The organism is Mucilaginibacter sp. P2_A5 (assembly GCF_056404995.1).
The window spans coordinates 245,723-270,699 of the sequence record NZ_JBFUCY010000005.1 but is presented as its reverse complement, the minus strand read 5'-3'; the positions used below and the strand labels follow the sequence as shown (position 1 = coordinate 270,699).

The following is a 24,977-nucleotide window of genomic DNA, read 5'->3' as shown; positions in this document are numbered from 1 at the left end:
CGTTATTTGATAATTTTAATAAAAGACTGTTCGTTGAGATAGGCACTGTTGGAGATCACAATCTGGTCGATACCTTCCAGTTTATCCTTGAGGTACACGTTTTCGTTATCAAACTTCAGGATGGTAACCGGTACTCTTTTTACCCTGGTTGTGCCGATAGTAGTAAAAACGAAACCTTTATTGCCGTCAGCTTCCACGAGGGAGGCGTATGGGATGATCATCACGCTTTTATCCTGATGAGTGGCTATCTCCGCTTTACCAAACATGCCAACAGCAGGTTTTACGCCGTTTAATTGCAGTTTCAGTTCTATCTGGAAGGAGCCCAGTTCACGATCAGCCGCCTGCGACTTGCGGAACACAGTAGCATCAAAGGCCCGACCTGCATAACCGTCGAGCGTTACTTTAGCGGTTTGTCCGGGATTGATGATGGCCCATTCGCGGTCGGTCACACCGATTTTAAGTGAATAACTGTTTCGTTGTTCGGTAGAGTTGGTCAGCAGCACCGGCATCCCGCCGGCAATTACTTCGCCTTCGTTTGCTATTTTCTTGCTTACAAAACCGTCAGATGTTGCGTATATTTTAGAATAGCGCTCATTAAAGGCTGTAGCTTCCCTTGCTTTTTTGGCAACATCCAAAGCTGTTTTGGTATTCTGCAATTGTTCCAAAGTGTAAACACTGTCTTTGTAAAGATTCAGTGCCCGGCTATAGTCACGTTGTGCCTTTTCTACACCTAAACTGGACTGGGCTAAACCCGCTGAAATTTCTGTAGAATTGAGTGTGGCCAGCAATTGACCCTGTTTAAAGAACTGGCCCTCCTGTACCAGGATGCGGCTGATCACGCCGCCTATCTTAAAGGCATATTTGGCTTCATCCTCAGTACTGACCAGGCCTGTGGCGGTGATCTGATCGGGTACGCCTAAGGTAGACACCGGGGCGATTTTAACAGGTATGATATCCGGTTCTCCTATTGGATTTCCTTCCTGGTGTTTTTCTTTACAGGAAGCCATTAAGGCTAAGGCTGCTATGATAATGCTGAATAATTGTAAGTTTTTCATCGTTTTAATTTGTTTTTTAATGGAGATGAAGCTATCATGAGCTTATTGATGTTGTTTTTGAACGGTAGCTAATGATGGTTTCATGATTGTTTGTTTTTTTAAGGTATTCAAGAGCCCTTCGGGGTTTTCATGATTTCATTTTTATTGAATGGTGAAACTTGCGTTGGCGCGTTCGATGGCTGCATCTGCGATCCAGGTGTCGTAAAGAGCGATATTGGCGTGAAGCTGGGCATCGATCCACTGGTTCTGGGCATCCAGCAGTTCAATGTAAATGGCCATTCCCTGTTTGTATAACTTCAGCATATCTCCGTAATAAGTCTGACTGGTTTTTAATTGGGACTGTGCTGCCTCGTATTGCGCGATAGCGCTTTGCATACCAGCCTGGCGCACCTTGAGTTCCGTGAGTAGTTGCTGTTGTACATAATCGGTCTGTGAGGCCAGGGCCTCGCGGTCGGCAAGCGCCTGTTTCACCCGGTAATTGTTTTTGCCGGAGGAAAATAGGTTCCATTCCAGGGACACCCCGAATAAGTAATAACGGCTTTGACTATTGAACTTCCAGTCAAAAGCCTGCGAACCCAGATCGATAAAAGTTCCCAACTTAGGTATGAGATAAGATTTGGCCAGGCCGGTCAGGTTGCCGTTAATATTTTTAGCTATCCGTAATTTTGATAACTCTTCTCTGCCGGTAACGCTGTTACCCAAGCTTTGGTCCCTAGCAGGAAGTGTCTTGATATCATCTAATATGACACTATCTGTAAGCGGACGGTTAAGCAGGAAGTTAAAATAGTAGCGTGCTGATTCTGCTGTTTTCTGTGCCCCAATTAGTGAAGCATTGATCCTGGATACTTCATTCTGGCTCCTGAGCACAACAGTCCGGTTTACTTTGCTGTTATCATACAGTTTGGTATTGATTCTTTGGCCTTCTTCAACCAGCCGGAGCGAAGATTCATAGATGCCGGTAGCATACACCGCTTTCTGATAATTGTAATAGGCTGTTTTGATCTCTTTGACCAGTTCGCGTTTATAGAGCAATACCTCGGACTTTTGCAAGTCTATCTGCTGCTTTTTGATCCGCTTATTATAGATCAGTTCCGCATTCAGGATGGGAAGTGTCGTGCGGAATTTAGCATCGTAGAAATTGTCCGGGTTGAGTAGGATTTTTTGGTTTTGCAACTGCGGAAAGGCGTTGCTGCCTGTCAACCGGTTTAGTGTGGCGTACACTCCGTTAAAGAGGTCGCCGGTCGGGAAATCTATTGTACGCCCGCCATCGGCTTTGGTATAGGTCGTCGAAAAAGTTACCTGGGGCAGGAACATGCTTTTCGCTTCCTTCAGCGCGTAAATATTTTTTTCGAGTACAAAGTTTTGTTGCTTGATACTCTCATTAGAGGCAAGGCCCTGCCGGATATACTCATCCAGCCTGCCCTGGGCTTTTGCAATGGGTGCAGCTAATAAGGCTGCCGATAAAAGCAAAAGCTGATAGAATGTTTGACTTTTAAATTTCATTTTTAATCATTGTTTTAATTTTAAACAGTGTTCAATTATATTAGAAAAAAAAGGCTAGCTTTTTTCCAGCAGGGCCACAAAAGACTCATATCCGTTTTGCATCAGCTCTTCATTCGTCTTGCCGACAAAGCTTGAATTGCGGTGTTTGCAAAAAAGCGCGCAGATGCCATGAACCACCGAGATGATCAGGAAAGTAAAGTATTCCGGGTCCATATCCTTGAACTTCCCTTTTTGCTGACATTCCTTTATCATTTCCTGCATATAACTGATCGCTTCTTCTGCGATCTGAAATCCCTCGGACAACGGATCTTTAACCGGTTCGTCAACAATAAACATCAGGTTATAATAATCTTTGTTCTCCTGGGCGAATTGAATAAAAACGCGCCCGGAAGCCTTTAAACGCTCAAAGGGGTCCCCAACCTTGTCCAGTACTTTTAACTGGTTTAGCAGCAGTCGGAAACCTTCTTTATGCAATTCGTGGAAAATTTCGCCTTTATCCTTAAAATAGAAATATAGCGAGCCCGGACTATAACGGATCTCCTGGGCAATACTGCGCATGCTGGCCTGTTCATAACCCTTTTCTAAAAATATCTTACGTGCACCGTTAAGGATGCGTTTGTGCATTTCCTGCTTCTCTTCCAATTTTCGTTCTGCTATGCCCATTTTTAGATGATGATAAGATACAAATATAAGATCGCCGTTCGTGTGGCCAAATTTAGCTTGGGTATTTCCAACTAATTAGCTATTCCCGGACTGATCCGGCCCATAATGCTCACCGCGGCCTTTCTGTTCAATAACTTGAAACCGAACAACATAAAACGGTTTTTCCAGCCTTGTACTACCCTTGGCTTCTGCCGCTTTTGCAGTGCTTCCACGAGTTCCTGCGCAACATCCTCAACAGAGGAAACTACGAAATCAGGAAAATCACTCGTTTGCCGGCCCGCATGAGCATGAAAGTCTGAATTGGCCGCGCCCGGATTAAAGCCCATCACGTAAACACCTTTGGGCTTAAACTCATACCATAACGATTCTGAGAAATTAGCGACAAAACTCTTAGTCGCAGCATAAACCGCACCTCCCGGAAGAGAAGAATGGGCCAGCAGCGAGCCGATATTGACCAGCGCATCCCCCTTGACAGCTTTCTGTAAAAAGCTATAAGACAGGGTTACCAGAGCCTGCATATTAAGCTGCATGGTGGCCAGCTGGTCTTCCAGCGGGATATCCGTAAACTTGCCATAAGTACCGTTACCCGCGTTGTTGATGAGAACGTCGTACTTTTCAGTTCGGAGGTGCGCTGTCAGCTTTTGCAGGTCTTCCGTGTTGTTCAGATCAGCAACCAGGATGGTATGGCCGCTGCCACTTAAACTGCTTAACGCCTGTTCGAGGCGGTCCCTGTTACGGGCTACCAGCGTTACCTGGTAATTCTGTTGAGCCAGTTGCCGGGCTGTTTCGAGCCCGATGCCTCCGCTGGCGCCTGTGATCAATGCTTTTTTCATGATGGCCTGGATTAATTTTAAACCGGGACAAATTTATTGAACACTGTTCAATAAAACAAAAATATCCAGCCAGCATTTTAAAACCTGACATTAAAAACAGAAACCGGTGTGTTATCGAAGAAGTTTAGAATAGATTCATAATGCGTTTTCACAGACCCTGCTACGGTTTTAAAAACATCAATTCCTGCATCTTTTACATCGTTATACCAGATAACCAGTCTTTTTGAAAGCCTGCTTGTCTTTGCAGATAGTGAAGATTTGTCCCAGCCGAATTAACAAGTTGTAGCTTTTAACAACAAAGGATATCTGTGAAAAGATGCCGCCTAATTATAATCCATTTAATTTGATATCCCGTAAGCTGTATGTATATTATCCTTTAACCGTTCAACCCTTACACCTTCCAAATCATTTCTTCTCTTTAAATCTTTAAGCTTTTTGCTTACATATTCAATTTTTACATGATTAAAAAGCTTATCATACCTTTCAATTGTCTCTGCAAGCGAAGCCAGTTCCACGTGGTATAGCGAATAGATCTCCTCCAGTTCGGCCCTGTAGTTAGCAGCTGTCTGGCTGGTGTTTTGATAATTTTCGGTGGCAATCTTATTATTTTCCATGTTGTTGCCGGCTGCATCATTTATGAGCAATTCCTTTTCTTCGTGCAACAATTCTTCAAGTAGGAGCAGCGATTCAATTAAATGTAGATGCCTGCTTCTGTTAATTCCGTGCATTTTATTTTATGTAATTTAAAATATATACAGGAATAGCTACTGTTAACCCTAAAAGACCTTTGTCGGAGAATCTTGCATTTTTATTCAACTGACTTCCAACATCCGGAACTTCGTAATTTAAGCTTAGGTTGGCCAGGGTTCTGGTTTCGTTATTTACCGTTTTTTGTATAGGCACACTTATGCCAAAACCCACGTCGGTAGATTTTAATTGCTGCGTTAACCTGGTTCTGCCGTAAAAATTAAGGCCGAACGCGTATTTATCCGGATTTATAAGGAGTGTTAAATTATATACAAAGTTGGAAGAGTTGGCCAAAACAAATACTCCTTTTTTAGCCGAAGTTTCTTCGCTTGTAGCTTCCAGGGCCTCCGTAGTTTTTGATGATGTTACTTTATCATATGAGCGTATAACTACAGTTTCCATAGATGCATAATTATTGTCGTTTTGCCTGTACTCAAACCCTACGTTGCCCGAAAAGGTTAACCATGACAACTTACCATCAAATGGATTTGAATAAAAGCCAAGGTTTACCTGACCAAACAGGTTGTTATAACTCTTGCGCGAAATCTGATTTTCAATTTTGGCGTTGCCATTGTCCAAAAAGAATAAATGGCTCGAAAAATTATACCCTCCCTTAGTATTTAACCATACCCAAAAAGCCTGCGAAGGTGCTGTGAAAGCCGGCTTGCCTATTGAGCCGCTCTCCAATTTGGAATATTTATTAGTACGATTTAAAAATATGGTATATGACAAATTACCGGATGCATTTGTAGCCCATTTTCCTTTTTCAAAAAGCGGAACAAAATCATTGTTTGAAGTTACGGCTGCATCAATAAACAACATGCTTAGGTTACCCTGGTAAACCGGAATTGATCCTTTTATGACAGGTTTTTTTGAAAAATCTATTAAAATTCCGGCCTGGGGCGTTACACTGTTAAGGTTAAAAACTTTAGCAGATAAGTGTTCAAAATCTGCATTTTTATAAAGGCTGTCGCGTTCTTCGGGCTGATCTTGCGCCCTGGCCAATGAGGCACAAATAAAAAGAACAAAAAATAAAGGGAGGGTAAAAGTTTTCATTGTTTAATTTCAGGATTTATTAATTTATGATTTGTTTATCAAGCTTTTCGTAGCTTGAATTATTACTTAAATATTCTGGCACCATTTTTTTCATCTTTTTTACAATCTCCACTTCATCATCTTTTTGCACAAGCAGCAGTAATTGCTCCACATCAGCCGCTACATCTTTATAATCATAGGTTCGTACATTGGCAACCTTAATTTTTTCATGATGGGTTGGCTGGGTATGCTCCTCGATATTTAACAATTCTTCGTATAGCTTTTCGCCCGGTCTTAATCCTGTATAAACTATTTCTATTTCGGTTCCGGGTATAAAGCCGGCAAGCTTTATCATCTTTTTAGCCATATCGCTAATTTTAACAGGTTCGCCCATATCAAATACAAATATTTTCCCTCCCTGGGCGGTTACACCGGCTTCCAGTACAAGCTGCACGGCCTCGGGTATGGTCATGAAATACCGGGTTATTTCCGGATGGGTTACGGTAACCGGGCCGCCCTTTTTAATCTGCGCTTTAAACCGGGGTATCACCGACCCGTTTGATCCAAGAACGTTTCCAAAACGGGTGGTTATAAACTTAGTATTGGCGGAAGTCGGGGCGTAGGAATGCAGGCTATCAACAGAATTTAAATAATCATTGCCATGGGTAATGGCATCATTAAGCGACTGAATATATATTTCGGCTATCCGCTTTGATGCCCCCATAATATTTGTAGGATTAACCGCTTTGTCGGTAGAGATCATTACAAATTTATCGGCATCAAAGTATACAGCAAGGTCGGCCAGGTTTTTAGTACCACCTACGTTTGTTTGGATAGCCTCCGCCGGATTGTCCTCCATTAAGGGTACATGTTTATAGGCAGCGGCATGGAAGATAATTTCGGGCTTAAACTCTTTAAAAAGCGCACGCATCCTTTTATAATTTCTTACATCGGCAATAAATAGCTTAACATCACATGTTGGCTTTATTTCTTCTATTTCCAGCCCGATCTCATAAAGCGGCGATTCTGACTGGTCACATAATATGAGCATGGCCGGATCGAACTTTAGGGTTTGCCGAACAATTTCAGATCCTATTGATCCGGCAGCCCCTGTTATAAGTATCCTTTTTCCGCTAAGTTCACTATGAATTTTTTTATTACTTATTAAAATTGGCTCCCTTGATAACAGGTCTTCTATTTTCAGATCTTTAATTTGCTTGGTAAGTCCGTCTTCGGACAGCCATTTATCAGATGTTGGCACTGATGATATTTTGATGCCTGCCTGTAAGCAACATTCAATTAATTGTTGTTTAATTGGGATATCTAATCTTTCTTCCGGGATAATTAAACGTTCTACATTTAACCTGCGGGCTATTTTTTCAATAGTGGATAATGCGAAAACTCTACGTTGCTCAATAAACTTATTGATTTTGGGGCTATCAATTTCCACAAACCCCGCGATATAAAAATTACCTGTTTTACTGGCTTCAAGTGCTTGTTTCAGCAATAAGGAGTTATGGCTTGTGCCATATATAAGCACCGTTTTTTTATTGGCCGAAGAATGATACTTAATATAATAGTAAAGGCTGCGTATGGCAGTACGCAAGAACATCATTATGGAGCTTTTCAATGATAGGTTTACTATAAGGAGTAAAATAATTTTGTTGAAAGTAAATCCACTTATTGCCAGGCCGCAGTAGTATGTACCTAAAAATACCAGGTTACAAATAAACACAGCCACAAAAATCCTCAACATATCTTGCGAGTTTGTAAAGCGGATAAGACCAGTGTGTATTTGCATTACAAAAAAAACGCATAGCGTTATTGTAACATAAGTACCCAGCATCAGGAAAAATTCAGATTTATAGATGTGTATAGACCCAATTTCTTTTATAAGCATGCATGCCAGAGTAAATGTGGTTGCAGCTATAAAAAGGTCAATAAAAAGCACTATCCAACGTGGGACAGTACGCGCCTTCCGTAAAAATTTAAGCATAGCAGGATAACAGCAGTTGTGATAATTTCAGCCTTGAATTACAAGTTCGATTTGTGATAAGGAGACTTGTAACTCACAACGAAAGTAGAGTTCAAATGATAAACTAAAATTAATTCACCATTAATTGTAAAAAGAATTTTACAGTTGATAAGGCCAATAATTAATTAAAAATGGCCGTACAACAAGATAATATTATGCCACCTTTAAATTTAAATACCTTTGAATATTAAGGTAGGATAAGCCTAAAGCAATAATTACTATCAGCAAATAAATTAACAAGGGAAGATCTGTAGTTACCAGGAACACATTGATTGCCAATTGAATAACACCGTAGGCCAAAGCGATGCCCCGGTGTTCGTAGTTCCCCTTGTGTACCAGCAGCTGGTATAGATGAAGCCTGTGCGCCTGAAGTATATTCTGTCCAAGCCTTATCCGTTTTATCAGCGTAAAACACACATCAATACCATAAACACTAAATAAAAAGATGTATTTAAAACATGCTGTTTTAGTAATGACTGCTATAGTTAAGGCGATAAGCAAAAAAGAGATACTAATACTTCCTACATCACCGGCAAAACACCTGGCTTTTTTCCTGAAATTGTAAAACAGGAATATAAGACAGGCTAAAAAAGGGCATATAATTAAATAATTAGTGACAAAATGAATAGTGAAAAAGTTTATATACATCATTGATATTAAAGTCACAACACTATAAATACCGGTAATGCCGTTTATGCCATCCATGAAATTAAATGCATTAATAGTACCAATGATTACCGTGTACGACAAAATCACCAGCCACAATGGCCATAAGTAATATATATTAAGTGCATATAACATCAATGATACCGCCAAAAGATGAACCACCAGGCGCAATAGCGCACTTAAAGGAATAAGATCATCAATAAAGCTGATGATGCTAATAATTAAAAGACCGGCAATAAAAAAAACATGAACTTCGCCAAAAAATGAAAATCCCAAAACAACAGCCAGCGGAAAAACTATGCCGGCGCCCCTTATGGTTACCTCGGTATGTGAGCTCCGGTGATTAGGTATATCAAAAATATTATAATGCATCGATAACCGGAAGTAAAGATGCATTAATATGATCAGTAATATTGGTATGAGCAGGTAATTTATCATAACTTATAAATTTGCAGCGGTGTAATACAAACCATCTTTAGCTGTGATTGGAAGATTTTTTATACCAATGGCTGTTTTTATTTTTTCGTTGCTAACCACATAGCTTTCGGTAAGCTTTTTAAGGCGCTCTGAGTTTAGCGGTAAACGCAAAACATCGCCGGCTGCAGCAAGTGAGCTGATAACTTTTGCATTTAATGGCCATTTAACAGGCTTAATATTCAAAGCTTCGGCCAAAACGTCAATTATACCTGTTGTGGAAATTGGTTCGTCATCGGCAACATTGTATATGCCACTTTCAATATCCATGTTGCCAATTATGGCATTTATTACAAACAATAAATTATTAATGGAAAGCAACGATCGCTTATTTTGAAAGGCAGCAAGTGGATAAGGGATGCCTTTTTTAACAAACCGATACAAGAGGTTCAAATTACCTTTATTACCAGGCCCATGTATCATGCAGGGCCTTAAAACAATAACGCGTTTACATTCGGGCAGCGGGCAGTTCATTAAAAACTCTTCGGCCTTTAATTTTGATAGGCCGTATGCCGTGCGGGGCTCTGGTTTATCTGTTTCAAGCAGGATATTATTTACTGTGTCGGCGGCGGCTTTTACACTGCTTATATATATAAATGTTGAAGCAGAGGATAACAAAAACTGATTGAAGAGGTTAATGGTCAGATTTGTGTTGCTTTCAACATAAGGCTTGCTATCTGCAATATTTTTAAGATCGTGGGCCTTACCGGCCAAATGTACCATTACATCATAACCTGCAATTTCAGGCAGTTCATCATAAGTAAACTGGCTGAACAAAGGGTTTGCAAATTTTGAGCGCCCAAGGCCCAAAACCTCAAAGCCCTCCTTTATTAAATAAGGCACTAAGTTACTTCCCACAAAACCGGTATAACCGGTTACAACTACAGTTTTCATCTGGCGTATTTTTTTAATCCGTTAATCACATAGTTCACCATAAGCCAGGCCGAATGCACAAGGTTCAGCTTCTCCACATCCCTATAAATTTTCCATACATACAACATAGCCTTATACTTATTTCTTGACAAGGAATTTTTACGGATACGGTACACAGCCAGTGGCTGCGCTATGCCATAAGCATGATCTGTTTTTTTGAGAATAGACAACCACAGGCCGTAATCCTGCCGTTTAGGGATATCCGGCATATAAAATTTACCGAGGTGCTCAACATCAATTACCGCGGTGAGGCACGATATGGGACAGGTTTTGAGCAGGCTGCCGTAACTAACTTTTTGAGGCACTATAAAATCGGTATATAACGATTGCAATGCTTCATCAACCCTTTTGTATGATGAAAAAACAAAAGGATAGTTATGCGTTTCCATAAAATTCATTGATACCTCAATAAAATCCGGCAGCCACAGATCGTCGCCGTCCAAAAAAGCAAGGTATTTACCGGTAGCCTGCTCAATGCCCCGGTTTCGTGTTTTTGCCGGCCCAAGATTTGCTATATTGACCAGGTATCTTATTCGGCTATCGGCAGCAGCTTCTGCTTTGATGATAGCAAGGGTGTTGTCGGTCGAGTTATCATCTATAATAATCATTTCCCAGTCGCCGGTAGTTTGGTTTTGTACCGATCGTATGGTATCGCCAATGTAGGCAGCACAATTATAGGCGGCGGTTATAATGGAAATCATGATAAATAATTTTTTTTCATGCTGTTAATCTATCCTGATCTCCGGCTGTTTTTTGATGGCTGTCCTCAACCTGTCGAGATCATTTTTATTAATGCCCCCTGCCAATGGCCTGTTAATGTGTAGTCTTATCCTATAGGTACGCAATGGTAATTTTATAGGAGTATCGCGTTCATTGATATAAACCGGATGCATAATGATTATTTTACCGCTAAGGGTATCGTTTGATGGTTTGCCTATAATAGCCAACCCATTACCCGAGCCCTCGTCAACAGTGTTTTTGATAACAATATTGGTTTCCCCGGCCGTGCGGCCGCGCAACTGTTGCAGGGATATCACAATGCCATATTTAGGATGATTGTACGTTACCACATCGCTGATGTTGATATTGTCGATAACATCTGTTGGGCGGTTAGGTTCAATATCAATGCCGCTCTGGGGCATTTGTCCGTTGCTGTTTGCAACCACTCCCCCAACAATATTCAACCGATTTACCGATGTTACCGAGATACCGTTACGGCGATTATCGTCAAGAAAGGGCGCGTATATCGCAACGTTTTGTGATGGTATGTTTTTTAGTCCGCCTATATAAATACCATCTCCCCAACATTTATAAACCTTAGGGTTGATGATGGTAATATTTCTTGACGCCCGCACTGCAATGCCCATGCCCCACTGCCCGCCTGTGCCGGTATGGCTGGCCTTATCGCCATAAATTACCGCCGAGTAAACCGAAACATTTTCTACGCCGTGGATTCTCAGAATTTCATAAGTGCCATGCGCGCCGGCCTTTAAAATAAGCTTTGAGCTATCTTTAAAAATAATTGTCTGGCCGGTATTCAAAGTCAAGCCCAAATCGTTTACCATAACAGGAAAATCGGGCATAAAAACCCGGGAATGCCGGTTCAGGGCTGATTGCAGGCATGCTGTGTAATCGACTGTGCCATTGGTAACATACCCCTTGGGGAGCGCCAGGGTAATATCAAAAATGGCGCTGTCATTCGTATTATATTTATGCCTGTAATCCCGGATATTTTTTAAATAGTTTTCTGGCACCGCCTTGTAAACAAAGGCTATGTTTTGCGAATAACCATTGCAGGCCGAGAGCAGCAGACATGCAGCGACCTGCAAAAACGAATTATATAGCTTCGGTACCATGGGTTATTTGTTTTAATAATTTAGCCGGAACGCCAGCGTACAGGCTATCTTTCTGATCAAAAACCTTGGTTAATACAGAGCCGGCGGCCAGTACCGATCTATCGGGCAATACGCTGCCGGCCGTTACAACACAGTTAGCACAAATCCAGGCGCCGTTTCCGATGGTTACTTTTTGAGCCACGTGCGGACCAAAACGGTATGAGGTTTTCAAAAAACTATGGTTACCGCCAGATATTACAACACTGGGGCCTATTAAAACCTCGTCGCCAATTTCAATATCAAGCGCTATAATAATAGCGCGGTGGCCAAAAAAAACATTATGCCCTATTGATAAGCCTGTTAACGAATTAAAAATAACTGTAGATGCCACCTGAAAATTTCGCCCGCAACGCTCCATCATCAATGCGTACAACCGCCCCCTGAAACGCATAACAACCGGAATATCGGGCATCCAGGCAGTAATTATGCGCACGAACCATGAGTATATAATTGATATCCTGGCTTTCATTGAAATATATTTTTTATAAACCCGGCAGTGGTGTAGTGCCTGGCTTTTTCAAATGCCGCTTTTTTTAATTCAAGACAATAATTGTAATTGGTTACCAATCCGGTAATCTTTTGGTAAAAATCACCGGCATTTCCGGCTTCGGCAAAAACAATATTTTTCCCATCCTCAAAAACACCCGGCAACGAGCCTACCGGCGTAGATACAACATTCAATCCGTTGGCCATAGCCTCCAGTATCACCCTCGGCGAACCTTCAGAAAAACTGGCAAAACAGAACAAATTATGCAACCGGTACAGTTTGTTTAATTCATCGCGGTTATCAATATGCCCGGCAAATTTTATGGCATGGCTTAATCCCGGTTCATTAACCATAGCCTTTAACTCAGCTTCGCTTTCTCCCGATCCCGCAATAGTAAATATGGCCGTAGGAAAATCATTCAGGAGCAGTTTAAATGTGTTTATCAGTACTTCAACACCTTTAGCTTTACGCAGATACCCCACATACAGTAATTTTAAATTACCGGGCAAAGGCAGGTTGGTTTCGTCCATATAAAAATCATCATCGTTTAATGTTGATGAAATCACTGCTTCAGCCTTAATGTTATATTTCCTTAATTTTTGCTGCAGATGGAATCCATTGGTGAGCACCCGCGATCTTTTACAGGCACGCATGTACATTAAATGTTCGGGCATAAACATGCTGGTGAGCGCAGCCTTTTTCAGTTTGCCAAAGTTTGGATTACTTTGGGCTGCATCAATCGGATCGCCTACAAAGTGAATTATACTATCATTAAAAAAACGGCTGCCCAGCCAGCCAAAGGGTGTAGGATAGCGTACATACACCCGATTATATTGATGCCGTAACTTTTTATAAGCCGCCAGGTACCGGCCAAAGTTTTTTATGGCCGATATATAGCTGTTTGAGTAAGGCAGCTCATGCACCAGGATATCGCCTGCTTTTTTGAGTGGTGTAAGTTGGCTTTTTATACCGGTGGGTAAATGTTTTACCGGCGCCAGCAGGCATACCCCGGCATAATATTGCACTATTTGTTTTATATAGATATAGTGGGTAGCGGCAATGTAAAAGCCATCCTCATCTTTTTCAAGCCCCCAGCCTTGTATGAGTAACTTTTTCATGCCGTAAGCTTATTATTATCGTCACTACCACGGGTTATTATGAACTTGCCCGATACCAGCCATAACATTACAATTACCAGCAGCATTCTCTTCATGTAAAAAAATATAACATTGTCAAGGTCGGCGCTGAACAGGAATACAATAAAGAGTATCCATAAGGGCACTATGAAATTGCGTACATCTGCCGGGGTAAGCGAATACACCCATTTATCAAGCCTTGCTATAAAAAAGGCCAGTGGCAAAAAAATAAGTGAAGCCGTATAATAACCGAAATTTAAAATATACTCGCCCAGCAGGCCAAAAATGCGGGTAGTATAAAAGCCCATTGCCTTTCCGCTATAATCATATAAAAGCTCGGTCGCAGCAGTTTTTTTGGTAGTTACCGATTCTTTATCAATACCCGGTGCATAATGGATAATCCCGCCGATATAGGTGGCCCCCATTTTGGGCTTATAATTTGAGTTTTGAACACGATAAACCATGTAAGGCTGAATGTCGGCCCGCGCAAAATCGGTAAGCAACATTTCAAACACGTTGAAATTGTACTTATCCTCTGATACGTCAAGCGTGCCCTCGGTGTACTGTGCCACAGCGTCGGAGCCACCCTGCTTATAAAACTTATACACATACATAAAGGAGATGAGCATAAAAACGCCAATAACCATCTCCTTTACCTGGAATTTCCTAATAAAATAGTGAATTACCATACAAGCATGCAGCATGGTTAATATGGTGTTGCTGCGACTGCCCCTTAACCCGCCAAACAGCATACAGGCTACAAAAAGCATGACAAGGAAAATCATAATACTTTTACCCTTGCGTAGTAAGGGGCTATATAAAGCTTTAATGTAGAACAGGAAAATTAAAGCAATTGGGAAAAACTCCGATATTATAAACAACAGGCCAAAACCGGCAAAACCCTGATCTTCTGACCGGGTTTCATAAGTAGCTATAAAACCCGATAGGCCGCCCAATTTGGCGTATACAATTACCTGGCAAACGAAGCTGACAAAACAAAGCAAATAAACATAATTGATTTTACCGGCGTTAAGCAACAGGTAAACCTTATTATGCACCTTACTAACACCATAAAAATACTTATACGAGTAGATGAATAGTATCAGGCCTATAGCATTAAGCGTACCTACTATCAGCACGTACGGCTCCCACTTTTGCGGCAATATCAATGAGTTATTGAATATGAGCCAAAAGTTTAAAGCAAAATGCAGCAACGGCGCAAAATAACAGCCGAACCAAAGTGTGCAATAAAAATAAAACACAAGCGGCAGCCTTAAACCATATTCGTTAGTAACGCTAAAAATGTAGATAACCTGGTAACCTGAAAGTATGCCGCAAAGCGATACGGGGATTAAATACCAATCAAAAGGGACATTAAAAAACAGAAGCATGATAAGGTCAATAGCACAAGTAAATGCTACAATTACTACCGATCTTTTTAATACATTATCCAATTGAAACAATCTCCTTGCCGTTTTTTAATGCTTCAATAGAGTCGGGGTAAACCGGCTTATAAAACCGCGCGGGGCTACCTATGTATATCCCATTCTGTTTAAGATTTTTAGTTACCAAACTGCCCGCACCAATAATTACATTGTCGCTTATTTCTATACCTGCCAATACACGTATGTCACATCCTATCCATACATTGTTACCGATAACCAATGGCCTGCTTTCAACAGGGTTTAGGCGGATAGGCCTGCCGGCATCTGCCCAGGTATGGCTGGTGCTTAGCAGCGAGCAATGATGTGCTATAGATACATCATTGCCAATGGTAATGCCGCCATAGCCATCAATGTAAGAGCCATCATGTATGCTTACATTGTTGCCAATTGTAATCCCTCTCCAATTTTTTATAGTCACATTTGAACCGATGATTACTTTTTGACCTGCTGAGGCACACAGGTTTTTTACTATACAGTACCGGATGCCTAAAAACATTTTTTGCGAAAAGGGTTTTATGGCATCGTACCAAAATATCAACAGGAATTTTGGCAGCATTGAGCATATAAAAAGCGCGGCTTTTAACATAACGTTACTTGTTTTGGTATTGGGTTCACAACCTTTATGCGGGCCCGCAACTGTATATAAATGATAAGCATCATTATAATACACAGGCAAATGTTAACCAACAGAAAAACCACCCCTGCCCCGGTTAAGCCGTATCGGGGAATAAGTAAAAAGCCGAGTATAAACGATATACCAACAAGCCCAGCATAAACCGGCAACTGCACCCTGAACATTTTCATGGCATTAATGGCGTTATTTAAAACAAACGCCTGGAAGGAGAACAACGAACCGGCAAAAACAATGCATAGCAGGCCCTGATTCCCTTTAAAATCCTTATTAAAAAGTATAGGGAACAGGTAATTGCTTATTGGCACCAGTAAAAACTGGGCAAACCCCAAAATGGTGATCAGCAATGCTTCTTTTTTTAATTTAGACAGGAACCGGTCAAGGTTATTCTCGTCATAATGCTGCGCCATATAGGGCAAACTGTTTTGAACTACTGATTGCACGAATATGCGGCTGAAAACGATAAGCGACAGATACCCCGAAAACAGTCCCAAATCAAAACTACTCCTGAATTTTTGAAGAATAAAGCGCGGGATGTTGGGTAAAAGATAAACCAGCAATAACGACAAACCTGTGAGCACACCCGTTGTTACAATTTTTTTGATCAATGGATTATTATGATCAAACTTAATTTTTACCTGTAAATTGCTGAGCAATCTGAAATCGATCAGCATACTACAGCAATATGCTATGGGCAGGGATATTAAGGCTACTTGAAATGACTTAACGAATTTAAACATCACAACATTTAATACTATGGCAAGCACCGATCTGAACATGAGCATCTTGCTGTACACTTCAATCTTTTTACGCTTATGAAATTCGGCGTGTATAATGTCGCTTATCATCTCAATACTTTTAAACGTACCGCCTAAAAGAAAAACAATGAATATATCACGGTAAAATAAAAAGCCTGTGAGGGCTGTAACCATTAAAAATGCCAGGGAGCAAACAACTCTCACCATAAAAAAAACGCTAAAACCATAGGTGTCGGTCTGGTCGGCCACGTGGATATTCCTGATCTGGAATGAAAAAAAAGCATAAAACGGCAGTATCCAGGCCATGGCTAACGCATAAGATCCCATTTGCGCTGTGCCATACAACTTGGATATGAGCATTAAAACTACCCATTGGCTTACCGAACTGAACAAATTGCCCAGGAAGGAATATGAATAGCTTTTAGCATTGCTTTTTTTTAATAATTGCCCAATCATGCCACTTAAGCGTTTTGCTTTAAATTTATTTTATACCAGTCAAATGCTTTTTTTAACCCTTCGCTTACCTGTACCTGTGGTGTATAACCCAGCATAGCAATTGCCTTATCAACAGAGGCCAGACTTTGTTTTACATCACCCAATCTTTCGGCGGCGCGCTGTACAGGTAATTCAATCCCTGCCAGTGCACATATATGTTGCCAAAGCTGGTTAAGTGTAGTTTGTTCCCGGCAGGCTATATTAAACACTTCGTGTTTGGTAAGCTCATTATAAAACAGCGCCTTCACATTTGCCTGCACCACGTTATCAACAAACGTAAAATCGCGGCTGGTTAAGCCATCGCCGTTAATAGTTGGTGTTTCATTATTTAAGGCAGCCTTTATGAACAAGGGGATTACCGCTGCATAAGCGCCCGTGGGATTTTGGCGCGGACCAAAAACATTAAAATACCTTAACCCAATGGTATTAAATCCATATGTGCGCGAAAAAACATCGGCATATAATTCGTTAACATATTTAGTTACCGCATAAGGCGATAAGGGCCTGCCTATGTTATCCTCAACCTTGGGCAATTCTTTACTATCGCCATAGGTACTTGAGCTTGCAGCGTAAACCATGCGTTTAATCCCGGCTTCGCGGGCAGCTGTTATGACATTTAAAAAGCCGGTAATATTAACATTATTGGTGGTAAGCGGATCAAGAACAGAGCGCGGCACCGAACCTAAAGCAGCCTGATGCAAAACATGATCAATCCCTTGCATTGCAACCTTGCAGTCTTCGGGCTGCCTTATATCACCTTCAAACAGCTCAAAAGCCTTATTATCCTGAAAAGGCAGCAGGTTATCAATTGACCCGGTAGAAAAATTATCAAGCACCCGTACTTTGCCTGCGTTGTGCTTAAGCAGATACTCAACCAAATGGCTGCCTATAAAACCTGCTCCGCCGGTTACCAGGAAGTTATCGCTCCCAAGGCTGCCCGAATGGTATGTTTTCAGATCCATTGTTTTAAGCTTAATTTTATAACCTTGCATCTGAAAGCTCCTTTGGCAATACCGATTTTACATCATAAATTACCTTCTGCTCGCTGCAAAGCTTTTCAATATCTAAAACCTTAAATTCAGCATGGGCAACGGCCAGTATCACGGCGTTATATATCTTTCCGTCTTCCAGTTCACTTACGCATTTCAATCCGTACTCGTGTTCAACCTCGGCGCAATTTACCAATGGGTCGTAAACAGTAATCTTAGCATCAAACTCTGTGAGCGTATGCACAATATCAACTACCCGGGTATTACGTATATCCGGGCAGTTTTCTTTAAAGGTGATGCCCAAAATCAGCACATTGGCGCCTTTTACCGGGATGTCTTTTTTAACCATAAGCTTAATTACCTCGTGGGCAATGTATTCGCCCATACCATCGTTCAGCTTGCGGCCTGCCAAAATAATTTCGGGATGGTAGCCAACTTCCTGTGCCTTTTGCGACAGGTAATAAGGATCGACACCGATACAATGCCCCCCTACCAGGCCTGGGGAAAACCTTAAAAAATTCCATTTGGTTGCAGCGGCATCAAGTACTTCTTTTGTGTCGATACCAAGCTTGCAGAATATTTTGGAAAGCTCATTAACAAAAGCAATGTTAATATCGCGCTGGGAGTTTTCAATCACCTTGGCGGCTTCGGCCACTTTTATTGATGGGGCTTTATGAGTACCTGCAACAATGATGGATTTATAAAGGTTATCAACAACATCTGCCGTTGCCGGGGTTGAACCCGCAGTTACTTTCTTAATCCGTGTAAGGGTATGTTCTTTATCACCCGGGTTGATCCGTTCGGGCGAGTATCCTACAAAAAAATCGACATTAAATTTTAAGCCCGAAAATCTCTCAAGTACCGGAACACATTCATCTTCGGTTACGCCGGGATATACAGTTGATTCGTATATCACAACATCACCTTTTTTTAAAACTTTACCAGCCGTTTCGCTGGCCCTGTACAGCGGGGTAAGATCGGGGTGATTGTACTTATCAACCGGAGTTGGCACGGTAATAATGTAAATATTGGCAATTTGTATTTCGGTGTTAATATTGGTAAGCACAAGGCCGTTTGAGCCCGTATTAACCAAAACTTTCTTAAGGGTATCGTCGTCGACTTCCCTCGTGGCATCAAAACCGGCCTTAAGCGCATTAATGCGGTTAATATTGATGTCGAAACCCGTGACTTTGTATTTTTTTGCAAATTCAACTGCCAGCGGTAATCCCACATACCCCAGGCCGATAACAGCTATTTTTGCATTTTGCAGGTCAAAATCAGCGTTCATTTTCCAGATAGGTTAGTTTGTAATAGTGATATAAATTAATTCATCAAATATGGAGAAGATGTGTAAATACAGCTTTAATTTAGTGTGACCTCCGTTTTTTGTTCTTAAACAACCGTTCAAATAATGAAGGCCCTTGCTCGTCCATCGTGTAGCCATAGCTATAATTATAACCGTAACTACCATAACCCTGCATGTTTTTCTTGCGTCCATCGTTCAGGATCAGCATCAGGTTACGCAGATTTTTTTTATCATAAATATCTTTGATGATATTGATTTGGCTTTTGAGGGTATAATTATACCTGATCATATAAAGCGTCCTATCGGCAAAAGCCGATAGGTTATAGGCATCAGCTATTAAACCAACCGGCGGAGAATCGATCAGGATATGGTCAAATCGTTCCCTTAATACGGCAAATAATTCTGCTATTTTGCCGTTTAAGATCAGTTCGGATGGGTTTGGGGGAATTTCGCCCGACCCCATAATGTATAAGCCGTCAAAACCGGGCACCGGCCGGATGAGATCATCAATGCTTACTGACCCGGAAACGAGATAATTGGTGATGCCTGTTGCTGCCGAAAGTCCCATATCTGTTAGCAGTCTTGGTTTGCGAAGGTCAAATTCAAGAATAATTACCTTTTTGCCCGCCAGCGCAAGCGTGGCCCCCATATTGATACTAAAAAATGTTTTACCCTCGCCGCTCATGGTTGAGGTAATAAGTAACACAACATTTTCCTGTTCAGGTGCCGATAAGTAGAGCTTGCTTCTCAACAGCCTGAACATTTCGGAAAATACCGTGCGGCTATCTTTTCTGATCAGGAAACGCTCTTGTGAAATGGTGTGAATTACTTCACCCAAAACCGGTGCATTTATTTTTGACACATCCTCAACGCTTGAAACTTTATTATTGAGCATGTCCAGCATAGATATAACCGATATCGGGATAAGCAAACCAGCCAATAGTGCCGCCAATAAAATAATAGAGCGTTTGGGTTTTACCGGGATATCGTCAGCATCGGCCCTGTCAATAATTCTTAAGTTTGATACGGCTGCGGCTTTGGAAAGGCTTGCTTCCTCGCGTTTTTGTAAAAGGTACTGATACAGGTTCTCTTTTATGTTTTGCTGCCGCTTTATCTCCAGTAATTCGCGCTCAATTGAGGGCACGTTTTTCTTTAGCGACTCAAACTTTATGTTTTTGCCACTTAGCGAATTGCGGGCTATCATCAGCCCTTTTTTAATATTACGGATATCTTCAATAATATTATTCCTAAGCGTTAATATCTGATCATTTAAACTGACGGCAACAGGGTTGGTTTCGTAGTTTGATCTTAACAAACGCTTACGCTGCATCTGTAACTGGTTAAAACTGTTTATCAGCTCAACCAGGGTTGGATCCTGTATAGTCAGAGAGCTTGGCACAAGATCGGCCTGTGTTTTCTGGCTGGTGATATAATTTTCTATGGATTGCAGAATACTGATTTGAATTTCATAATCGCCCAGCTTTTTATCATAATCGCCCGTGCTTTGCATGTATTGTTGCGATTCGGAACTAATGTCAGTTACATCGTTTTTCTTTTTGTAGTTCTCAACATCCTTTTCAACTCCCGATAGTTCCTTTACAAGATAAACCAACCTATCATCAATAAAAGCGATTGTTTTGGCGGCTGTTTCATTTTTGTTTTCGATATTTTCGAGGTTGTAGTATTCAACCAGCTTATTTAAAACATCAATACCCTTTAATGGCACGTTGGTATTAAGTGAAAGCTTAAGCACATTGCCGTTTTTATTAACCGGGGTTATGGTTAAATTATCCAGGTAGCTTTGCACCAGCTTTTTCATGTCGTTAAACTCCAGCATTACCTCATCCTTAATCAGTTTATCGGATGGCATGGCCGGATAGACGGTAAATGTTCCATAAGACCTTTTAATTGTTCGGCCAAACTGGTATGTTGAATGCCCGGTTGCGTCATCCAGGGTGAATTGAGTAGCAGATACCGGGTTTATAATGATCTTTTTATTATAGGCTGATGAATCAATCCTGTTGATGAGCACTTTAACGGGTACAGATCTGCCGTAAACCTCGGTGTTTTTGATGTTACCACGCTTGTGATATGATATTTGTATATTAAGATCATGCAGCACCCTTTGCATCAGGGTTTTGCCTTTAATTACTTCTATTTCGTCGTCAATATTTTTACCCGATTTAAATAATTCCAGATCGCTGAACAAATTGCCCATCTGCGATAAATCTGACCCTTTTGAATCGCCGGTAATTAATATGGTACTTTCAATATGATATTCAGTGGTGGCATAACGCAGGTATAAAAAAGCGGCAATGATGCATACTATCACCGAGAGCAGAAACCAGCCCCAGTTACGCGAATATTTCAGGAAAACATCCTTTACATTTACAGGTTCAAGCGGCTGTAGTTGAAATGGATTAGGTTGCGACATGATCAATTATTTAAAATAACCTGGAAATGATAACGGTGATGACTGTTGCAGCGGCTACGATAACGGACAGCGTACGTGTGTCTGTACGTGCCTGGCGTTCGCGTAATTTGTGGGGCACTACATAAACCACATCATTTTGCTGCAGGTAATAGGCCGGCGATTGCAGGGCGCTTTTATTATTCATATCAATACGGGTAACAATACGCTGACCGTTTTCTTCATGAATTACCTGCACATTTTCGCGCCTGCCATAAACCGTCATATCACCGGCCATTCCCAAAGCTTCTAAAACATTCACGCGGCTATTAGGTATGTTAAAAACGCCCGGTTTATTCACCTCGCCAACAACGGTGATTTTAAAGTTTATAACCTTTATACTGATAATTGGATTCTTTACAGTACCGGCCAGCGCTGTGCCAAGCTTTGCGATTGCCTCGTCTATGGTCAGGCCCACCAGCTTTACCTTGCCGATAACGGGGAATATGATATTTCCGGATGCATCAATCAGATAACCGGGCGCATCTGTGGGCGCGGCATTACTGTTCAAAGCAGCTGTATTTACCACGGGCAATAAGCCGTGATTAAGGAGAGTGCTTGTTTCTGGGTCAATATTGGTAATTGCAATACTTAAAAGGTCGCCGTGTTGCAGGCGCGGCTCAATTGAGTTGGCAATTTTTGCGCTATATACTGCCGTATCGCCCAAATCGCTCATGTAAACCAGGTTACGCTTGCCAGCGCATGCCGAAAGGAGCACGGCAAACAAAATAAAAGAGCAATACTTTAAGTTATGAAAACTTAGTTCAAAGAATTTATTAATCATCAATTTGCAGGATATCCTTCGTGACAAGGAGTGTTAAACTGCTGTAAAGATAATTTCCTAATGTAATTTTGATGTTACCGTTATGTTTTGTTAATCAGTCATTTAATCAACTATTAATTAACACTTACCCGGAACCGACAGATATTGTTAAGCAATCATTAATCAGCCGTTATATTATCATCATTGGCTTTTTATTGCCGTCAACCAACTGCACACTTGCTTAGATTTGCTCAACATTATCACCGGCATGTATACATTATTACAACACGTTTTATCTTTGCGATTTGTAAAGGCTGCGCTTCTGATTGGCACATTTTCGTTCGTTTTTTATGGTTGCAGCAAAAAAAAAGACCCGGACCCGGTAAATCCTGCTGGCCCTGTAACCAATGCCGAAATAAACAAATGGATCATAGACAGTTTAAAAAGATATTACTACTGGGCCGATAATCTGCCGGCCAGCCCCGGCACCAGCCAAGATCCTGTATCATTTTTTAACAGCGTAAAGTATAGCGCCGACAGATTTTCATTCATTAATATTCCCGGAAGTACTACATCGCGAAAGGCTGACAGCCGCTCGAAATATGGCTTTGACTATGTAGTATTTAAAGAACCCAACACCAACCAGGTATTAGGATTGGTAACCCTTGTTTTAAACACCTCGCCGGCGCAGGGAGTGGGTTTAAGAAGGGGGCAATATTTTAACAAGATAAATAATACAGCGTTAACAGAAACCAATGCTGCCGAGCTGCAAAGCCAACTATTGAACGGCCCTACAGTAAAAATTACAGGAGCTTCATTTGACACAGGCGTTGTAAAAGAAAACGGATCGGTGACTATAACGGCAGGTAATACGCTTGAACAAACAGCGGTTCAAAAAACGTTTACAATAAGCGGCAAAAAAGTAGGCTATCTTTTCTTTACAGCTTTTTTAGCTACCGACCGTGAAGCTTACTTAACTGTTTTTTCTGATTTCAAATCAAACAACATTACCGATCTTATCCTCGACCTTCGTTACAACGCCGGCGGAGATGTTTCGGCAGCTGCGGCCATGTGCAGCATGATTTCTGCCGGTTTATCGGCCAGCACACTTTTTATTGAATACAGGGGTAACAAAAATGCAGCAGTACGCAAAGAATCATTCGGTACAGCGGCCGCTGCTTCCGGGGGGCCTTCATTTGCCATTTTACAGCAACATAATTTAAACCTGCCGCGATTGTTCGTATTAACAACGGCAGCAACTGAATCGGCTGCCGAACTGGTGATCAATAATTTACGCCCCTATATAAATGTGATACAAATTGGTCAGACAACCCGGGGCAAAGATGAAGCATCAATAACAATTGCCGATTTGCGCAGCAGCAAAAGAATAGATTGGGTCATGTATCCTATTGTTTATAAAGTATTTAACGCACTTGGCAACGGAGGGTATTCAAATGGCCTGAACCCTGATCACCAGATGATCGAATCGGCCCACCTTCCGCTAAAAAGCTTTGGCGACGAAACCGACCCGATGATAGGCTCAACCCTTGGTCTTATTGATGGCAAAGGATTTGTTATTGCCACCACCAGGCAAGGCATCAATAGTTTAACTGAATCAAACAAAACCGTATCTACTGAGATCTTTAATTCGGCTAAGTCAGCATCTAATAAACCTATGATAAAAGATTAAAACTTATTGAAATAACGGAGCTCGATCTGAAACAATGTAATTTATCTTGTTGGGTTTTTCGTTGGTTATTCTGATGTCATTTATCTGGTAAAGCGCCGTATAATCAGGTATAAATTCAATAAAATCATACGGGGTAATCGTTACTCCTGCCGGATAAGGCAAATTGCCGCCTGTATTTGACATACGCACGTAAAATACATAGTTTATAAAACCTGCCTCAACCGGTGCGTTTATTTCTGAGTAAGCATTAAACTCGGTGCGTTTTATGTTTTTAATGGTTTGTGAAACCTGGGGTTTAATCAATACAGTATCAACATTTACGGTTTCCTTTTTACCGGTTGTTGGGTTAATTTTTACCACTTTTACGGTTGTAGCGTATCTTTCATGTAATTCCAGGTCAACCAGGCCGGTATAAGCAGAAGCCTTTGATTTAAAAGTAAGCCTGATACCCATTTTACCAGCAGTTGGCACAGGGAACACGGGATTTTGAAAAAAAGTTTTACCGTCGTAAAAAATCTTGACTGTGGTATCTTTTGCAGGAGTATTAAACCTGATCTGGCTGCCTGCATAAGGAGCGGTATTGTCGGCGTTATAAAAAACAACACGGTTAACGTCCTGCGATTCGGCAAAGGGCACTTCAAATGATGCTGTATTACCTGCCACCTCCTCAAATATTTCGCCTGCCACAACGCTTCGGGGGCCGATGTGTACCTGCATCTTGTCCAGGGTAAATCCTTTCAGGTTAATTTTAGGAAACTTGGTACCCGCGGCATAACCGGGGCGATAATCTTGTTTTGAACAACCTGAAAACAAGATAAAAATCAGGATGGCAAAAATGGCGTTTATAGCTTTAAGGTTGTTGGAAAATGGCATATTTATGAATTTTAGAAAGGTTAGATAATATGAAAAATCTACGCCTTGTATTTTTAAGGCGTAGATTTCTCTGAACAAGCAAACGATATTAGTAA

The 24,977-nt window shown here is 41.3% G+C and carries 22 protein-coding genes and 1 pseudogene; 1 reads left to right on the top strand and 22 read right to left on the bottom strand.

Annotated features, from left to right (window positions below; all coding sequences use genetic code 11):
• Nucleotides 1–2 precede the first annotated feature (2 nt).
• The 21 genes and pseudogenes from AC1DXF_RS06460 to AC1DXF_RS06360 form a co-directional block, all read right to left on the bottom strand.
• Nucleotides 3–1,055 carry an efflux RND transporter periplasmic adaptor subunit gene (locus AC1DXF_RS06460; RefSeq protein WP_477447304.1) on the bottom strand — a complete coding sequence of 351 codons (1,053 nt, stop codon included), beginning with the start codon at nt 1,053–1,055 and terminating at the stop codon, nt 3–5.
• 141 nt (nt 1,056–1,196) lie between these two features.
• Nucleotides 1,197–2,558, bottom strand: a complete 1,362-nt coding sequence (locus AC1DXF_RS06455) for a TolC family protein (protein WP_477447302.1) — start codon at nt 2,556–2,558, stop codon at nt 1,197–1,199.
• A 54-nt stretch (nt 2,559–2,612) separates the two neighbouring features.
• On the bottom strand, nt 2,613–3,221 hold the full coding sequence (locus AC1DXF_RS06450) for a TetR/AcrR family transcriptional regulator (RefSeq protein ID WP_477447300.1): 609 nt from the start codon (nt 3,219–3,221) through the stop codon (nt 2,613–2,615).
• A 71-nt stretch (nt 3,222–3,292) separates the two neighbouring features.
• Nucleotides 3,293–4,054 (bottom strand): SDR family NAD(P)-dependent oxidoreductase, encoded by a 762-nt coding sequence (locus tag AC1DXF_RS06445; RefSeq protein ID WP_477447298.1) that lies wholly within the window; start codon nt 4,052–4,054, stop codon nt 3,293–3,295.
• 77 nt (nt 4,055–4,131) lie between these two features.
• Nucleotides 4,132–4,284 (bottom strand): annotated as a pseudogene (locus AC1DXF_RS06440) (transposase); the annotation flags it as partial.
• A 108-nt stretch (nt 4,285–4,392) separates the two neighbouring features.
• Nucleotides 4,393–4,782: a hypothetical protein gene (locus AC1DXF_RS06435; protein ID WP_477447295.1), complete on the bottom strand. Its 390-nt coding sequence runs from the start codon at nt 4,780–4,782 to the stop codon at nt 4,393–4,395.
• Nucleotide 4,783: 1 nt separating this feature from the next.
• Entirely contained in the window at nt 4,784–5,857 is a 1,074-nt protein-coding gene (locus AC1DXF_RS06430) for a hypothetical protein (RefSeq protein WP_477447293.1), read from the bottom strand.
• Nucleotides 5,858–5,876: 19 nt separating this feature from the next.
• Entirely contained in the window at nt 5,877–7,736 is a 1,860-nt protein-coding gene (locus AC1DXF_RS06425; RefSeq protein WP_477447291.1) for a polysaccharide biosynthesis protein, read from the bottom strand.
• 288 nt (nt 7,737–8,024) lie between these two features.
• Nucleotides 8,025–8,909 (bottom strand): MraY family glycosyltransferase, encoded by an 885-nt coding sequence (locus tag AC1DXF_RS06420; RefSeq protein WP_477447289.1) that lies wholly within the window; start codon nt 8,907–8,909, stop codon nt 8,025–8,027.
• Between the two features lie 69 nt (nt 8,910–8,978).
• Nucleotides 8,979–9,905: an NAD-dependent epimerase/dehydratase family protein gene (locus AC1DXF_RS06415; protein WP_477447287.1), complete on the bottom strand. Its 927-nt coding sequence runs from the start codon at nt 9,903–9,905 to the stop codon at nt 8,979–8,981.
• Nucleotides 9,902–10,645 (bottom strand): glycosyltransferase family 2 protein, encoded by a 744-nt coding sequence (locus AC1DXF_RS06410; RefSeq protein ID WP_477447285.1) that lies wholly within the window; start codon nt 10,643–10,645, stop codon nt 9,902–9,904. Before AC1DXF_RS06410 ends, AC1DXF_RS06415 begins: the two co-directional genes overlap by 4 nt.
• Before the next feature lie 24 nt (nt 10,646–10,669).
• Nucleotides 10,670–11,800 (bottom strand): right-handed parallel beta-helix repeat-containing protein, encoded by a 1,131-nt coding sequence (locus AC1DXF_RS06405; protein ID WP_477447283.1) that lies wholly within the window; start codon nt 11,798–11,800, stop codon nt 10,670–10,672.
• Nucleotides 11,781–12,308: an acyltransferase gene (locus AC1DXF_RS06400; RefSeq protein ID WP_477447281.1), complete on the bottom strand. Its 528-nt coding sequence runs from the start codon at nt 12,306–12,308 to the stop codon at nt 11,781–11,783. Before AC1DXF_RS06400 ends, AC1DXF_RS06405 begins: the two co-directional genes overlap by 20 nt.
• Entirely contained in the window at nt 12,305–13,444 is a 1,140-nt protein-coding gene (locus AC1DXF_RS06395; protein ID WP_477447279.1) for a glycosyltransferase family 4 protein, read from the bottom strand. Before AC1DXF_RS06395 ends, AC1DXF_RS06400 begins: the two co-directional genes overlap by 4 nt.
• Nucleotides 13,441–14,853, bottom strand: coding sequence for a hypothetical protein (locus tag AC1DXF_RS06390; protein ID WP_477447277.1), 1,413 nt, complete (start codon nt 14,851–14,853; stop codon nt 13,441–13,443). The genes AC1DXF_RS06395 and AC1DXF_RS06390 overlap by 4 nt, the downstream gene beginning before the upstream one ends.
• Before the next feature lie 55 nt (nt 14,854–14,908).
• Entirely contained in the window at nt 14,909–15,493 is a 585-nt protein-coding gene (locus AC1DXF_RS06385; protein WP_477447275.1) for an acyltransferase, read from the bottom strand.
• Nucleotides 15,487–16,752 carry a lipopolysaccharide biosynthesis protein gene (locus AC1DXF_RS06380; RefSeq protein WP_477447273.1) on the bottom strand — a complete coding sequence of 422 codons (1,266 nt, stop codon included), beginning with the start codon at nt 16,750–16,752 and terminating at the stop codon, nt 15,487–15,489. The genes AC1DXF_RS06385 and AC1DXF_RS06380 overlap by 7 nt, the downstream gene beginning before the upstream one ends.
• 5 nt (nt 16,753–16,757) lie before the next feature.
• Nucleotides 16,758–17,753 (bottom strand): SDR family oxidoreductase, encoded by a 996-nt coding sequence (locus AC1DXF_RS06375; protein ID WP_477447271.1) that lies wholly within the window; start codon nt 17,751–17,753, stop codon nt 16,758–16,760.
• 16 nt (nt 17,754–17,769) lie between these two features.
• Nucleotides 17,770–19,068: a nucleotide sugar dehydrogenase gene (locus AC1DXF_RS06370; RefSeq protein WP_477447269.1), complete on the bottom strand. Its 1,299-nt coding sequence runs from the start codon at nt 19,066–19,068 to the stop codon at nt 17,770–17,772.
• Between the two features lie 79 nt (nt 19,069–19,147).
• Nucleotides 19,148–21,520 (bottom strand): GumC family protein, encoded by a 2,373-nt coding sequence (locus tag AC1DXF_RS06365; protein ID WP_477447267.1) that lies wholly within the window; start codon nt 21,518–21,520, stop codon nt 19,148–19,150.
• Nucleotides 21,521–21,530: 10 nt separating this feature from the next.
• Nucleotides 21,531–22,340 carry a polysaccharide biosynthesis/export family protein gene (locus AC1DXF_RS06360; protein ID WP_477447265.1) on the bottom strand — a complete coding sequence of 270 codons (810 nt, stop codon included), beginning with the start codon at nt 22,338–22,340 and terminating at the stop codon, nt 21,531–21,533.
• Between the two features lie 247 nt (nt 22,341–22,587).
• Here AC1DXF_RS06360 and AC1DXF_RS06355 point away from each other — a divergent pair, with 247 nt between their 5' ends.
• A complete protein-coding gene (locus tag AC1DXF_RS06355) occupies nt 22,588–24,009 on the top strand; it encodes a S41 family peptidase (protein ID WP_477447263.1) in 1,422 nt (473 codons plus the stop codon).
• A gap of 3 nt (nt 24,010–24,012) precedes the next feature.
• Here AC1DXF_RS06355 and AC1DXF_RS06350 read toward each other — a convergent pair whose 3' ends face one another.
• On the bottom strand, nt 24,013–24,882 hold the full coding sequence (locus AC1DXF_RS06350; RefSeq protein ID WP_477447261.1) for a hypothetical protein: 870 nt from the start codon (nt 24,880–24,882) through the stop codon (nt 24,013–24,015).
• Nucleotides 24,883–24,977: the final 95 nt, after the last annotated feature.